Source organism: Pseudomonas sp. LBUM1659, from assembly GCF_059716045.1.
Map to the genome: position 1 here is coordinate 3,014,750 of NZ_CP166797.1, position 15,609 is coordinate 3,030,358.

Annotated in this window: 11 protein-coding genes; 9 read left to right on the forward strand and 2 right to left on the reverse strand. The window is 58.0% G+C overall.

Annotated elements, in window-relative coordinates:
* The first annotated feature begins 55 nt into the window (after positions 1–55).
* From ACA048_RS13600 to ACA048_RS13640, 9 genes are all read left to right on the forward strand, one after another.
* A complete protein-coding gene (locus ACA048_RS13600; protein ID WP_497629579.1) occupies positions 56–1,885 on the forward strand; it encodes a DUF1302 domain-containing protein in 1,830 nt (609 codons plus the stop codon).
* Between the two features lie 33 nt (positions 1,886–1,918).
* Positions 1,919–3,280 carry a DUF1329 domain-containing protein gene (locus tag ACA048_RS13605; RefSeq protein WP_497629580.1) on the forward strand — a complete coding sequence of 454 codons (1,362 nt, stop codon included), beginning with the start codon at positions 1,919–1,921 and terminating at the stop codon, positions 3,278–3,280.
* Positions 3,281–3,357: 77 nt separating this feature from the next.
* Positions 3,358–4,416, forward strand: coding sequence for a WD40/YVTN/BNR-like repeat-containing protein (locus ACA048_RS13610; RefSeq protein WP_497629582.1), 1,059 nt, complete (start codon positions 3,358–3,360; stop codon positions 4,414–4,416).
* A 35-nt stretch (positions 4,417–4,451) separates the two neighbouring features.
* Complete coding sequence (locus ACA048_RS13615) at positions 4,452–6,890, forward strand: efflux RND transporter permease subunit (protein ID WP_497629583.1); 2,439 nt, start codon at positions 4,452–4,454, stop codon at positions 6,888–6,890.
* A gap of 17 nt (positions 6,891–6,907) precedes the next feature.
* Positions 6,908–7,390: a hypothetical protein gene (locus ACA048_RS13620; protein ID WP_497629584.1), complete on the forward strand. Its 483-nt coding sequence runs from the start codon at positions 6,908–6,910 to the stop codon at positions 7,388–7,390.
* A gap of 26 nt (positions 7,391–7,416) precedes the next feature.
* Entirely contained in the window at positions 7,417–7,803 is a 387-nt protein-coding gene (locus ACA048_RS13625) for a cupin domain-containing protein (RefSeq protein ID WP_497629586.1), read from the forward strand.
* Positions 7,804–7,807: 4 nt separating this feature from the next.
* The gene (locus ACA048_RS13630; RefSeq protein WP_497629587.1) at positions 7,808–9,208 is read left to right on the forward strand and encodes a DUF1254 domain-containing protein; all 1,401 of its coding nucleotides are present in this window, start codon (positions 7,808–7,810) and stop codon (positions 9,206–9,208) included.
* Positions 9,209–9,324: 116 nt separating this feature from the next.
* Positions 9,325–10,158, forward strand: coding sequence for an SDR family NAD(P)-dependent oxidoreductase (locus tag ACA048_RS13635; protein ID WP_497629588.1), 834 nt, complete (start codon positions 9,325–9,327; stop codon positions 10,156–10,158).
* A gap of 9 nt (positions 10,159–10,167) precedes the next feature.
* Positions 10,168–11,835: a long-chain-fatty-acid--CoA ligase gene (locus tag ACA048_RS13640; protein ID WP_497629589.1), complete on the forward strand. Its 1,668-nt coding sequence runs from the start codon at positions 10,168–10,170 to the stop codon at positions 11,833–11,835.
* Positions 11,836–11,838: 3 nt separating this feature from the next.
* Here the strand turns inward: ACA048_RS13640 and ACA048_RS13645 are convergent, their stop codons facing one another.
* Together ACA048_RS13645 and ACA048_RS13650 are read right to left on the reverse strand one after the other, a co-directional pair.
* Positions 11,839–13,107, reverse strand: coding sequence for an anaerobic sulfatase maturase (locus ACA048_RS13645; RefSeq protein ID WP_497629590.1), 1,269 nt, complete (start codon positions 13,105–13,107; stop codon positions 11,839–11,841).
* Between the two features lie 112 nt (positions 13,108–13,219).
* Positions 13,220–15,583 carry an arylsulfatase gene (locus ACA048_RS13650; protein WP_497629591.1) on the reverse strand — a complete coding sequence of 788 codons (2,364 nt, stop codon included), beginning with the start codon at positions 15,581–15,583 and terminating at the stop codon, positions 13,220–13,222.
* Between the last annotated feature and the right edge of the window lie 26 nt (positions 15,584–15,609).

The following is a 15,609-nucleotide window of genomic DNA, read 5'->3' on the forward strand; positions in this document are numbered from 1 at the left end:
GCGCCGTGATGTAACCCATGACTTTTCGTAAACCATAGAGCAGGTGGCACGTTTGATGAACAAAAATAATAAGATCTGCCATGCAAACCTTCACAAGTGCTTGTTGACTTCCGCCATTCTCACCGGCCTGGGCATCGCGCCCGTGCAGGCCGTCGAGATCAACACCGGGAATGAAGACTTTGCGGTGCGCTTCGACAACACGGTGAAGTTCAACTACGCCCAACGGGTGGAGTCGCCCAACAGCAAGCTGGCTAATTCGTGGAACAACAACGACGGGGATCGCAACTTCTCTTCCGGCAGTCCGGTTGCTCAGCGGCTGGATGTGCTGTCCGAGTTGGACGTGGTTTACAAACAGAAGGCTGGTTTCCGGGTCAGCGCGAATTCCTGGTACGACCACGCCTATGACGACATCGGCAGCGATAACGCGTCGACCAACCAGCTCAACAGTGGCCGGCCGGACTCCCGTCACCAGAGTGGTTATGCCGATCGTTACTACAACGGGCCGTCTTCGGAAATTCTCGATGCCTTCGTGTTTGGCAGTACGGAAGTCGGCGATGAATCGCTGCTCAGCGGCAAGCTGGGCAAGCACACTGTTTACTGGGGCGAAACCATTCTCGCCTTTGCTCACGGCAACAGTTACGGCCAGTCTGGCCTGGATATTTCCAAGGCGTTGGCTGTACCCGGAACAGAAGCCAAAGAGCTGTTCATCCCGCGCAACCAGTTGTCCGCCAGCTTCACGCTTAACCCGGAGCTGACCGTCGCCGCGCAATACTTCCTGGATTGGAACGCGGCGCGACTGCCGGAGTCGGGTACTTACCTGGGGTTCAACGATGGCATTCAAAATGGCGGGCATAATCTGTCGTTGATTGTTGCACAAAATCCTCGTTTCGGCACGCCAGGTCCGTTGGGCGCCAATCAATTCTTGAGGCTCAACAACGGCCACACCTATACCCCGGACAACCAGGGTGACTTCGGCCTGATGACCAAGTGGAGTCCGGAGTGGCTGGAGGGCACGCTAGGTGTCTACTACCGCAAAACCTCCGACATCTTGCCCAACCTGGTGTTGCAACCCACAGCGGTCGGTCCGGCGCAACTGATCTCCGGCAACATCGGCAGCTACAACCAGTTCTACGTCGACGATATCGATGTTTATGGCCTCAGCCTGTCGAAAAACATCGAAGGTGTCAGCGTCGGCGTCGACTTGAACTACCGCCACAACATGCCATTGGCCAGTGTGCCGGGCACCGTCAACCCAGCGGCAGGCGCTGCCGGTTTGCCGGGCTTTATCAGCAGTTTCGACGGTGAAAACGGCGTGGCTCGCGGCAACACCGTGCATGCCGTCGTCAACGGCTTGACCACTTTCGGTGCGACCCCGGTGTGGGACAGCTCGACCTTGCTGGTTGAGCTTGCCTATAGCCGCTGGCTGGACGTGACGGAAAACAAGCAGTTGTTCAAGGGCGAAGATTGGTATCACGGTGTCGACAAGGTCACCAAGGACAACTACGTCCTGGGGGTCAACTTCAACCCGACCTGGTACCAGGTGTTCCCCGGCATCGATATGTACTTGCCGGCCACCTACAACGTCGGGTTATCAGGCAACTCTGCTGTTCAATTGGGGGGTAACAAGGATTCAGGCAGCTACTCGGTGGGCGTTGGCATGGATGTGCACAACCAGTACCGGTTTGACCTGAAGTACGTAGACAACTTTGGTCCGTTCGACACCTGCGATTCCGCCGGTAGCGCGGGTGCACAAGGCGCGGGCGCCGCACCCGGGGCCAATGGTCAATACAACTGTGTACCGGGGCAGACCACTGCTTTCGGCGGCACGCCATCTCAGCTCAAGGATCGGGGCATGGTCACGTTTACCTTTAAAACGACCATTTGATCGAAGTCTTTGCTTGATAGCAGGAGTCACTCCATGAAGTTCGTCAACACGCTTTTATTCACTGCCTTGACCGTTGCCATCGCAGGCGCGGCCCACGCAGCCGTTTCCCCCGATGAAGCGGCAAAACTGGGCAGCAGCCTGACCGCGGTCGGCGCGGAGAAGGCCGGCAACGCCGACAACACCATTCCGGCCTACACCGGTGGTATCACCACACCGCCGGCCAGTTTCCAGACCGGCAGCTCCTTCCGTCCGGACCCTTTCGAGGCTGACAAGCCACGTGCAGTTGTCGACGGTAAAAACGTCGGTCAATTCGCCGACAAACTGACCGCGAGCACACAAGAGTTGCTCAAGCGTTATCCGACATTCCGGGTCGATGTGTTCCCGACCCATCGCAGTGTCGCACTGCCGCAGCGCCTGCTGGATAACACCGCGAAAAACGCGGTCGGCACCAAAACCCTCGAGGGTGGTGTAGCCCTTGAAAACGCGCTGCCGGGCGTACCGTTCCCGATCCCGAAAGATGGCTATGAGGCCATGTGGAACCACCTGCTGCGCTATCAGGGTTACGCCACCAACTTCAAATACGACTCCTGGAACGTCGACGGTTCCGGCACGGCGATTCTGGCTACGTCCGGTAACGCCTACCTCGAATACCCGCTCTACGATCCGAAGCGTACGGAGCCGGCGAAAGAGACCGATCTGTTCTTCAAGACCAAACTCTACTACCAGGCGCCGGCCCGTCGCGCAGGCGAAGCCATCCTGGTGCAGGATGCGGTCAACCCGCTGAAAATGGAGCGTCGGGGCTGGCAATACCTGCCGGGTCAGCGCCGCGTGAAACTTGCGCCGGACATCGCCTACGACACGCCGAACCCTGGCTCGGCCGGCGCCTCGACTTATGACGATGCCTGGGTGTTCAACGGTGCCATGGACCGTTACGACTTCAAGCTGGTCGGCAAGAAGGAAATGATCGTTCCGTACAACACCTACAAGCTGAACTATCACAAGGTAGCGGCGGACATCACCACGCCGCACTTCGTCAATCCTGACCTGACGCGCTGGGAGCTGCATCGCGTGTGGGTGGTCGAAGCCACGCTGAAACCGGGCAAACGCCACATCTACAGCAAGCGCACCTTCTACCTCGACGAAGACAGCTGGATCGCCCTGGCTTCGGATGAATATGACGCCAGCGGCAAGTTGTACCGCGGTTCCTTTGCTCACCTGGCTTACAGCTATGACGTGCAGGCTCCGAACTCCGACAACCACATGATTTATGACTTCGTTTCCGGCAGCTACAACATCACCGGCATCTACGGTCCGTATGGCGGCGTCAAGTACATCGACCCGCTTTCGAAAGCGCTGTGGGCACCCGAGTCATTGGCTGGCACCGGTATTCGCTAAGCCATAACCGCAGGTGTTTTTTGTCGCCGACAGTGTGCCTTGCACTGTTCGGCGGCTTTTTTTGCCGAGTAAACCTTATGAATGCATTTAGATGGATAACGCTGGCAGCGCTCGGCGTGGCATTGGCCGTGCCATTTACCCGAGCGGTGTTCGCCGCGGAGTTTGTCGATCCGCTGTCGAGTCCGGCGATTCAGAGTGAAAAAGCCGTTCACGGGATGTTCACCGGATTGGCCACGGCGGGTAAACGCCTGGTCGCCGTGGGGCAGCGCGGTCACATTTTTTACTCCGATGACAACGGTGTCCGCTGGCATCAGGCGCAAGTGCCCGTGAGTTCCGACCTGGTGGCCGTGCAGTTCCCGACGCCGACTCAGGGTTGGGCAGTGGGACACGACGGCGTTGTGTTGCACAGCGACGACAATGGCAAAACCTGGACGCGCCAGCTCGATGGCCGTCAGGTCGGGCAGATCATGCTCGAACACTATCAGCAGCAAGCGGCGCCGGACGAGGCGTTATTGGCTGACGCTCAACGAATGATCGATGAAGGGGCGGATAAACCCTTTCTGGACGTGTGGTTTGCCAGCGAGAAAACTGGCTACGTGGTCGGCGCGTTCAACCTGATTTTCCGCACCGACGATGGCGGCCGGACGTGGCTGCCCTTGATGGACCGCACCGACAATCCGGGCGCACTGAACTTCTACGGAATGCGGGCCATTGGCGATGAACTGTTCATTGTCGGCGAGCAAGGCCTGGTGTTGAAACTGGACCCGGCCACGCAACGCTTCGTCAACGTCGCGACGCCCTACAGCGGCAGCTTTTTCGGCATTACGGGCAAACCGGGCGTCGTGCTCGTTTATGGCCTGCGCGGCAATGTGTACCGCAGTGTCGATTACGGATCGAACTGGGACAAAGTGGAGCTGGGCCTGTCCTCAAGCATCACCGCGAGCACGGTCACGGCAGAGGGTCGAATCATTCTGGTCAGTCAGGCCGGCCACGTGCTGGTGAGCGCCGACGATGGTGCAAGCTTCACGCAAAAGCCACAACAACGCCTGGGGCCCGCCGCCGCTGCGCAAGACGTCGGGGCAGGCTCTGTAGTGGTCGCGGGCGCGCAGGGCTTGCGTCAGTTGCCCTTCGAATAAGCCCACTCACACAATAAAAAGAGACGAGCCACGTCATGGGTAATAACTACAACCTCGATACGATGCCGGTGATCCGAGAGCTCAAGGGCTTCGATGCACGCTCCGGCAATTTCCTGGAACGCCTGATTTTCAATAACCGCCTGCTGGTGGTCCTGACCTGCCTGCTCGTCACGCTATTGCTGAGCTATTTCGCCGTCACCCGGCTGACGCTCAATGCCAGCTTCGAAAAGATGATTCCGCAGAGTCAGCCGTACATCAAAAACTACCTGGAAAATCGCCAGTCACTGCGCGGGCTGGGCAATACGGTGCGGGTGGTGGTGGAGAACACCAACGGCGATATCTACGACCCGAAATACCTCGACGTACTCAAACAGGTCAACGACGCCTTGTTTCTGACGCCTGGCGTGGACCGGGCGTGGATGAAATCGTTGTGGACGCCAGCCGTGCGCTGGACCGAAGTGACGGAAGAGGGCTTCCGTGGCGGCCCGGTGATGCCGGACTCTTACGACGGCTCGGCTTCAGGTGTCGAGCAACTGCGCCTGAACATCGCCCGCTCCGGGATCATCGGCAGTCTGGTCGGCAACAACTTCAAATCGAGCATGATCGTGGTGCCGCTGCTGGAGAAAGACCCGGTCACGGGCGCGGCCATCGACTATCACCAGTTCTCGCGCCTGCTCGAAGAACAGCTGCGCAACAAGTTTGAATTTGCAGGCTCCAGCGCGGAACACAAGGCGGGCGAAGAGGGCAAAGGCCCGCTCAAGATCCGCGTCATTGGTTTCGCCAAACTGGTGGGCGATCTGATCGATGGCCTGCTGCTGATCATGCTGTACTTCGGCGGGGCCGCGCTGATTGCCACCGCCATCATTTATGCCTTCACCCGTTGTGTGCGCAGCACCGCGCTGGTGATTCTGTGCTCGGTGGTGGCCGTGGTCTGGCAACTGGGTTTGATCACCTTGTTCGGCTACGCACTTGATCCGTTTTCGATCCTGGTGCCGTTTCTGGTGTTCGCCATCGGCGTGTCCCACGGCGCGCAGAAAATGAACGGGATCATGCAGGACGTCGGACGCGGCACCCATCAACTGGTCGCCGCGCGTTACACCTTCCGCCGCTTGTTCCTCGCCGGCCTGACCGCGTTGCTGGCCGATGCGGTGGGCTTTGCGGTGCTGATGCTGATCGACATCCCGGTGATCCAGGATCTGGCCGTCACCGCAAGCATTGGTGTGGCGGTATTGATCTTCACCAACCTGGTGCTGTTGCCGGTGCTGCTGTCCTATTGGGGCGTGAGCCCGAAGGCGGCGGCGCGCAGTTTGCGCCAGGAAAACGAGGAATTGAAAGGCAAAGGGCTGGGCAGTCTGTGGAGTCTGCTTGACCGCTTTACCGAACGACGTTGGGCGACGGTGGCGGTGGTGGTTGCCGGGTTGCTGGCGGTCGGTGGGTTCATGGTCAGCACGCACCTGAAGATCGGCGACCTCGACCCGGGCGCACCGGAGCTGCGTGCGGATTCGCGCTACAACCGCGACAACGCTTACATCACCGCCAACTATTCGCTGTCCAGCGATCAGTTTGCGGTGATGGTCAAAACGCCCAGCGAAGGCTGCCTGAAGTACGAAACCCTGGTGGAAGCAGACCGCCTCGGCTGGTTGCTGCAACAACAACCGGGCGTGCAGACCACCGTTTCGCTGGTCAATGCGGTGCGGCAGATCACGGCGGGTTCCTATGAGGGCAACCCGAAAATGCTGACCATCGCCCGTAATCAGAATGTGCTCAATTACGGCGCGCAGCAGGCCTCGGTGAACAACCCGGAACTGTTCAACAGCGATTGCTCGATGATGCCGGTGATCGCCTACCTCTCGGACCACAAGGCCGAAACCCTCGATCACGTGGTCAAGGTGGCCGACCAGTTCGCCCGCGAACACAGCAACGACGATCGCCAGTTCATGCTGGCCGCCGGTAGCGCGGGGATCGAAGCCGCGACCAACATCGTCGTGCGCGAGGCCAACCGCACCATGCTGTTCTACGTGTACGGCGCGGTGATCGTGCTGTGCTTCATCACCTTCCGCAGCTGGCGCGCGGTGGTAGTGGCGGTGGTGCCACTGATGCTGACGTCGATTCTCTGCGAAGCGCTGATGGTGTGGCTGGGCATGGGCGTCAAAGTGGCCACCTTGCCGGTGATTGCGCTCGGTGTGGGGATTGGCGTGGATTACGCGTTGTATCTGTTGAGCGTGCAACTGGCGCAACAACGTGCCGGTCTGTCCTTGACCGAAGCCTACAAAAACTCCGTCGCGTTCACCGGCAAAGTGGTGGCGCTGGTCGGGATCACGTTGGCAGCAGGCGTCATTACCTGGGCCTGGTCGCCGATCAAATTCCAGGCCGATATGGGCATCCTGCTGACCTTCATGTTTGTCTGGAATATGGTCGGAGCACTGGTATTGATTCCTGCGCTCTCGCACTTCCTGCTGCGCCGCGTTCATTAAAATAAGGAAAAAACCAAATGAACAATCTGGTCTATCCAACATGGATTAAAGAATTACACGAGAGTGAAGTATTCGGCGAAGCGCTCGCCCTCGCACTGATTGAAGTCGCAAAAAATAAACGCGATCAATATCACTTCAGTACGTTGCTGCAACTTGAAACAGAAACAAAAGCGCGACTACGCCCATTCCTGGTCCGCTACGGCATGCCCCTGAGCGAGAACCCGGATTCGGGTGAAATCGAGGCCATTGTCGGTGTTTACAAGGCGATGAACAGCCTGCAGGAATTTGCCTCTGCGATTAAGCCCACCGTGGAAGCATTCCTGGCGCGCTTTGAAGAAATAGCCCGCATTTGCCCTGAAGAAGACCGCGACGTTACCGAGTCAATGGTTCGCCACGAGGCCGCAATCTTGAAATGGCTGGCAATGGAAAGTGAAGGTGAGTCCGCAGGGTCTCTGGATGAAATGGTCAGGGAGTTGCGCTATCCCTTGCCCAAGCCTTGAAGAATAAATAGAACAAAGGAGCTTCCATGATTATCTATTCAACCTCCAACAGTATTGATGAGCTCAATTACATCGGTACACCCGAGGACTTGGGCGGCAAGACACTGTCTGCCTCCATCGTAAAGTTGTACGCCCGTTTCGATGTCGGCGGCCCGGAGTCACCATTGACCGCCGGCTTGTTTGAGGTCACTAAAGGCCGCTTCAGTTACACGTATCCCTTCAGCGAGCTGGCAACGTTGATCGAAGGTGAACTTGAAATCACCGATCAATCTGGCCAAAGCGCTACCTATATCGGCGGTGATGGCCGCAGCTGGTTTATTCGCAAAGGTGCCACTGTCATCTGGCATGTGAAGTCAGCCACGGCGCGCAAAAGCTTCTTCTCCGCCACCACCGATATTGATGCGAGGGGCTGACTCGATGAACCGTATTCGATTGAAAGCTATGGCGTGTGCTGCAGCTCTGCTGGTTAGCCTTCCAGCTGTTCAAGCCCAGGCAAATGTGAGCCCGGAAGAGGCGCGCGCGATCGCCAAGGAAGCCTACATTTACGCGTACCCGATGGTGGACAATTATCGCGTTCAGTATGGCTACTTCGTGGACCCTCAGAATCCCGAATACAAAGGTACCTGGAATCAAATTCACAACACGCCTCGTGTCTACACCCCGGCGGACAAGGCGATCCAGACGCCCAATTCGGATACGCCCTATTCATGGGCAGGCCTCGATCTGCGCGCCGAACCGGTTGTCCTGACGATGGCTCCCGTGGAGAAAAATCGTTACTACAGTGTCCAGCTGACTGATCTTTACACCTTCAATTCTGACTATATCGGCAGTCGCAGCACCGGTAACGAGGGCGGTAGCTATCTTGTCGCCGGACCGAATTGGAAAGGTGATGCGCCCCAAGGCATAAAGAAAGTCTTTCGTGCTGAAACGGATCTGACTCTCGCTATCTATCGCACGCAGCTATTCAACCCAGTCGATATCGTCAATGTGAAGAAAGTGCAGGCCGGCTACACAGTGCAGACACTATCGGCGTTTCTCGGCCAAGCACCGGCGAAAGCTGCGCCATCCATTGATTTCGTCAAACCGCTCAGCCGTGAGGAGCAAAAAACCTCTCTGCAGCTGTTCAGTACACTGAATTTCCTGCTGCAGTTTTGCCCGACAGATCCTTCGGAAAAAGAACTGATGGCGCGCTTTGCCAAGATCGGTATCGGCGCTGGCAAAGAGTTCGACCCAGCCAAACTCAACCCTGAGATCAAGGCGGCTTTCGAGCAAGGCATTGCCGATGCCTGGGCTGACTTTGCGGGTGGGGTCCAACAGCTCAATGCGGGAACGCTGACCTCGGGCGATATTCTCGGCTCGCGCGAGACAATGAAGAATAACTACCTGAACCGCATGCTCGGGACGATTGGTATTTATGGCGCCTCCAGGCAAGAGGCGATGTATCCGTTTTATCGTGTCGATGCCGACAAGCAAAAACTGGATGGCAGCAAGCGCTACAGCCTGCGTTTTTCGCCTGATCAACTGCCTCCCGTCAATGCGTTCTGGTCACTGACGATGTATGAACTGCCAGGGAGCTGGTTGGTCGACAATCCTCTCAATCGTTATTTGATCAACTCGCCGATGTTGCCCCAGTTCAAGCGCGATGCGGACGGTGGCGTGACATTGTTCATCCAGCACGACTCACCCGGCCAGGACAAGGAAGCCAACTGGTTGCCTGCGCCAAAAGGCCCGTTTGCCATGTACATGCGTTTGTACTGGCCGAAAGAGCAGGCGTTGTCGGGCCAATGGACTGCGCCGCCCCTGGAACAGGTGATGTAATCGGAACGTCTCAGTGATGGCGAAAGTGGTTTACAACAGTGACTTTTTCGCCTCCTGCAACCCAGCGAAAGCAACGAGCATCGCTGGCGCAAGCCCTCCATTCATGGAACATCCCAATGGCCATCCCCGAACTCAAAAACAAGAAAGTCATGATCACCGGCGCCGCGTCTGGCATCGGGCGTGCAGCGGCATTTGCATTTGCCCGCCGTGGTGCGCACATCATCGCCACGGACGTTAATTCGCAAGCGCTGAAACAGCTGCAAACCGACATCGTTGCGCTGGGAGCCATCTGCATGATCCATCAACTCGATGTTTCGAATAGCGATGAGATGCAGGCGTTCGCCGAGCATCCGTACATGAAATTGCGACCGATTGATGTGCTGATCAACAACGCCGGAATTGGTTACCTGGGCCAGTTTCTCCAGAGCGACCTGACCCACTGGCGGCGGGTCATGGACATCAACCTCATGGGCGTGGTCCATGGCTGCTTTTACATCATCCCGCAAATGCTCCGGGCCGGCGGGGTGCGCCATGTGCTCAACGTGGCCTCGGTGGCGGGCATCTATCCGTCACCGACCATGGGTGCATACGCAGCCTCTAAACATGCCGTATTCGGTTTTAGCGAAGTCTTGAAGATGGAACTGGCCAACTCCAACGTCAGCATCACCACGGTCTGTCCCGGCATTATCAATACCGCCATCACCCAGTCCCGCAGCGCTATTTCACCTTCTATCAGTGAAGAGCAGATCGAGCGACTGCAGGCGTACTACAAAGCCAAGGGCTGTGAACCGGAGCTGGTCGCCGAGGCGATGGTTCGCGCCGTGCAAAAAGGCCAGGACCTGGTGTTGGTCGGGCCGTTCGCCAAACTGATCTTCCACCTCAAACGCCTGTCCTTGGGGCTGATGCGCCGGGTGATCCTCAGCGACGCCCGGAAGATCGGCTACCTGTGATTTTCTGCGTTGACTCAAACAAGAATAAAAGGAACTCAAAACCATGCTGGGCTTGATGCAAGATCAACCGCTGTTGATTTCTTCCGTACTCGAACATGCGCTGAAGGCGCATCCCACACCGAAATTGCCTCGCGCACCGCCGATGGCTGGGTCCATCACTGTACCTATGCCGACATCGGCCGCCGTGCCAAACAGGTGGCCAATGCGCTGGTTGCGCTGGGTGTGCAACCCGGTGACCGAATTGGCACCCTGGCCTGGAACGGTTACCGGCACATGGAGCTGTACTTCGGCGTCTCGGGCATGGGCGCGGTGCTGCATACGATCAACCCACGGTTGTTCGCCGAGCAGATCGAGTTCATCGCCAATCACGCCGAGGATCAGTATCTGCTGTTCGATCTGTCGTTCGCGGCATTGGTCGAGCAAATCGCACCGCATCTGAAAACCGTCAAGGGCTTCATTGCCCTGTGTGACCGTGAGCAAATGCCGGCGATCAATGTGCCCAACCTGATCTGCTATGAAGACCTGATCGCCGAACAGAGCAGTGATTTCAGCTGGCCGGAGTTCGATGAGCGCACCGCGTCATCGATGTGTTACACCTCGGGCACCACCGGCAATCCGAAGGGCGTGCTGTATTCGCACCGCTCATCGATCCTGCATTCGCTGGCGCTGTGTACTTCGGACGGTTTTGCTTTGTCTTCGGCGGATTCGGCGTTGCTGGTTGTGCCGATGTTCCATGTCAATGCGTGGGGCATGCCCTATGCCGCCGCGATGTGTGGCGCCAAACTGGTGCTGCCGGGTGCTGCGCTGGACGGCGAGAGCCTGTACTCGTTGATGCGCGATGAACGCGTTACCCTGGCGCTTGGCGTGCCAACGGTGTGGATGATGTTGCAACAACATGTCGAGGCACAGGCGCTGCAACCGGCGACCGAGCTGTGCCTGAACCGGGTGGTCATCGGTGGGGCTGCGGCACCGCGCAGTCAGGTCGAGACGTTTGAAACGTTCTTTGACGCCCGTGTCTTGCATGCGTGGGGCATGACAGAGATGTCTCCGCTCGGAACCCTCTGCATCCCGTTGCCGAAACACCGCAATGCATCACTCGAAGAAGTGCTCGACTTGCAGGCCAAACAAGGGCGGGCGTTGTTCGGTGTGTCGATGAAAATTGTTGATGAAGAGGGCGCTGAACTGCCGCGCGATGGCAAGGCTTCTGGTCTATTGCTGGTCAAGGGGCCGTGGATTGCCAGCCAGTATTACGGCGGCGAAGGTGGGCAGATTCTCGATGGCGAGGGCTGGCTCGACACGGGTGACATTGCAACGATCGACAGTGATGGCTACATGCAAATCACCGACCGCGCCAAGGATGTGATCAAGTCGGGCGGTGAGTGGATTTCCTCCATCGACCTGGAAAACGCCGCCCTCAGCCATTCAGCCGTTGCTGAAGCCGCTGTGATAGGTATCCCTCATCCGAAATGGCAGGAGCGCCCGTTGCTGGTCGTGGTGCTCAAACCCGGCAAGACCGCTTGCAAAGAAGAGTTACTGACAGTTCTGGAAAGCCGCGTGGCGAAGTGGTGGCTGCCTGACGACGTGGCTTTCGTCGACGCGCTGCCGCATACCGCCACCGGCAAGTTGCAGAAAATGACGCTGCGCGAACAGTTCCGCGACTACCGTTTTCCCGGCTAAGGGCTATTTATTCAGCGGCACGATCAGCGGGCCGGAAAACGCCTGCATGATCAAGGCCGCTGGTTGCTTGTGGCTCACTAGTTGGGCCATGGCATTCATGTAGGGCGTCAGGTGGCGGAAGTATTTCTTGTAACTCGGGCACAGGTAATTCAGGCCCGGCTCGCCATTCGGCGCACTCATGAAACGGTTTTTCGGGCATTCGCCATGGCAGGCGAAGCGGTAATCGCATTGCTGACAGTACGTCGGCAGGGTCTCTTCCTTGGCCGCGCCAAAGGCTTGTTGTGCGGGGGAGGCGAGTAGCACGGAGGGGTCATCGGTCTTCAGATTCCCCAGCAGATACTCGGGGTACATGTAGTGATCGCAGGAATAGACATTGCCGTCGTGCTCCACGATTGCCGCTTTGCCGCAGCGCGGGCTGAACAGGCATACCGACGCGGGCAACTGGCACCACGAGGCTAGCGCCCATTCAAAATTCATCACGTGAACTTCACCGACGTCCTGGCGCACCCACTCGTCGAAAACCTTGATAAGAAAATCACCATAGGCCGCTGGCTCGACGGTTTGTTCTGTCACCACTGCGGGCTCTGGCACCGCGTGCAAACGCAGCTCCGGTGGGACGGCAAAGTGCAGGCCCCGACTGACCTGCGGCGCACTCGGCTGGCGCTCTACTACTGGGTTGAACTGGATATGACGGACGCCTTCAGCTTTCAGGAAACGGTAGATTTCCAGGGGATATCGAGCGACATCGCGTGCCACGGTGACCAGCACATTGAAATCGACGCCGTGTTGTTTAAGCAGTCCGAGCCCACGCATGACTTCGTCGAAACTTGAGCGGCCGCGCTTGTCGGGGCGATACAGGTCGTGGACGAAACGTGGACCGTCGAGACTGATCCCGACCATGAAGCGTTCGCGAGCCAGGAACTCGCACCAATCATCACTGAGCAAGGTGCCGTTGGTCTGCAGCGTATTACGAATGACTTTCGTCCCCGCGAACTGACGTTGATACGCGATCGCACGTTGAAAGAAATCCAGGCCGAGCAGCGTCGGCTCGCCTCCTTGCCAGGTGAATTCGACTTCGGGGGTGGTCTGGGCGTCGATGTAGCGCTGCACATATAAGCGCAACACGTCATCGGTCATGCTGAAGCGCTCTCGGGGAGGATAAAGCTGTTCTTTTTCCAGATAGAAACAGTAACTGCAATCGAGATTACAGATCGGCCCGACGGGTTTGGCCATGAGGTGCAAGCCCTGGGGCGGGGTTTCGTGGGTAGGCATGGTCGGCAGGCTACGTTCGGACCGCGTCGCGGATCGGTGCGGTTCCAATGCAAGAGGCTAGGGGGTGAGCGTAGGTTGGCCGCCCCCCATGATTGGGGGGCAGCGCTGAGGGTTAAGGCAAGTAAGTCACGTGAACATCGTTGACCTTGCCATTAAAGGCAAAGGGCGCACGTTCGAAGTAGTCCAGGGTGACCGGCGATCCCAAGTCTTCAGCCACGTCGAAGGTTTCACTCGCGGTGAACGTCAAGGACGGAGTAAACGGCGTCACGCCTTTGGCAACTTCCTTCCCATTAAGCAGCAAGCTCAAGTTGGCGGGTGCACCGAGTTTGGCTGACGACATCGTGGTGAGTACTTCGATGCTGACTTTGCCGGCGGGTACTCGTTCGGTGGACCGGAGTTTGACGCGAGCAATGGCCAGGTCGTTGTATTCGTAAACCAGGAAGCCGTCATCCATATACAAGCTGACCCCGCCACCAATACCGCCCAACGCATACAGCACGCCACTGGCGCTGGCTGGAACATCGGCGTCGACAACAACTTTGCTGTTCTGGCTACGCAGGTTCGGTGCGGCGAACTCAGGGAAGCGCTGGATGCGATCGCTGAAGTGCCACTCGTGCTGCGTGGTGGCAATCCGTGCAGCCGGATTGAGGAACGGGTACAGACCCGCGCCAATCGGGTAAACATGGTTGGCCTTGGCCTGCACGTCGAATTCCGCTTTCAGCTCAGCCAGTTTTTCCGGGTTGGCCGCGGCGACGTCTTTGGCCTGGGAGTAATCATCTTGCAGATTGAACAGCGACCATTGATCCTTCTCAGGATTCCATCCCATGAACTGGGCGAAACCTTGTACCCAAGGTTTGCGCGGGCCGAACACCGAAGCCATCCAGCCGTCCTTGTAAACGCCGCGGCTGCCAAACACTTCGAAGTATTGAGCCGGTTTTTTCGATTTCACCTGAGCGTCATTGAAGGTGTAGCGCATGCTCACACCGTCAATTGGGTCTTGAGCGATACCGTTGACCTCTTTGGGCGGCGTGATCGACAGCACGTCGTAGACGGTCGGGGCGATGTCGTTCACATGGTGGAATTGACCGCGAACCTTGGCATCTGCCTTGATCTGTTTCGGCCAGGAAATGGCCAGCGGCGTGCGAGTCCCACCGAAGTACCCGGCGACCAGTTTGGTGCCGACAAACGGCCCCGAACCTGCCCAGGCCCAAGCCGAGTTGTACATGCTTTCCAGTTTTGGACCGCCGAGCGCCGGCAGGCCACCGTACATGTCGTTAAGGACTTTCAGCTGTTGCTCTTTGGGCACAGGAATACCGTTCTGTGCCAGCAACTCATTGATCGTGCCTTCCATGCCTTCGGCAGAAGCACCGTTGTCGCCAAATACATAGAAGATCAGCGTGTTGTCGCGCTTCCCTTCACGTTCCAGCTCGTCGAGGATCTTGCCGGCCTGAGTGTCGGCGTGTTCCATGAAGCCGGCATACACTTCCATCAAGCGTGCCTGATACTGTTTCTGCTCAGCCGACAAACTGTCCCAGGCGGGCATTTCCGCTGGGCGCGGCGTGAGGACGGCATCCTGCGGAATAAACCCGAGGGCTTTCTGGCGCTCGAATGTCTGTGCGCGATAAGCATCCCAGCCACCGTCAAACTTGCCTTTGTATTTGTCTGCCCACTGCGCGTTCACCTGGTGGGGGCCGTGCACGGCACCCGGTGTCCAGTACATGAAAAACGGTTTGTCCGGTGCGTAGGTCTTTTGATCCTGCAGCCAGTTCACCGCTTGATTCGCCAAGTCTTCACTGAGGTGATATTTCGGGTCTCGCGGTGGTTCGATAGGCGTGGTGTCGCGGTACAGGCGCGGCTCGTACTGGGAAGTTTCGCCGGCCAGGAAACCGTAGAAATGTTCGAAGCCGTAGGCGGTCGGCCAGCTATCGAATGGGCCGGCAGCCGTCGTTTCCATCGGCGGGGTGTTATGCCATTTGCCGAACGCAGCGGTGCTGTAGCCGTATTGCTTGAGCACTTCGGCCATGGTCGCCGAGCTTTTCGGAATCTTGCCGGTGTAGCCATCCCAGTCGGTGGCCAGTTCGGCAATCACGCCATTGCCGACGCGATGGTGATTGCGTCCGGTCAACAACGCGGCCCGGGTGGCGGAGCTGATCGCGGCAGTATGAAAGGCGTTGTAGCGCACGCCGCTGTCGGCAACCCGGCTCAGGGTCGGCGTATGGATCGCACCGCCGACGGTGTCGGACTGCGCGAAGCCGGCATCATCGAGCATGATCACCAGGATATTCGGCGCGTCGGCCGGCAAGTGAGATTGCTGCTGGCGTTTTTGATGCTTCGATGCTTGCAGCGTCGGTTGGGCGTCACTGGCCGAAGGCGTCGGCGGGAAGGGCAGCGAGTCTTGTGCAGAGGCGACCGAGCTGGCCAGCAGCGCGCAGAGTTTTAATGTGAACCGCCCGGCGGGTTGCAGCTTCTGGGACATGGATGTCTCCGTTTTTTCTTGTAATT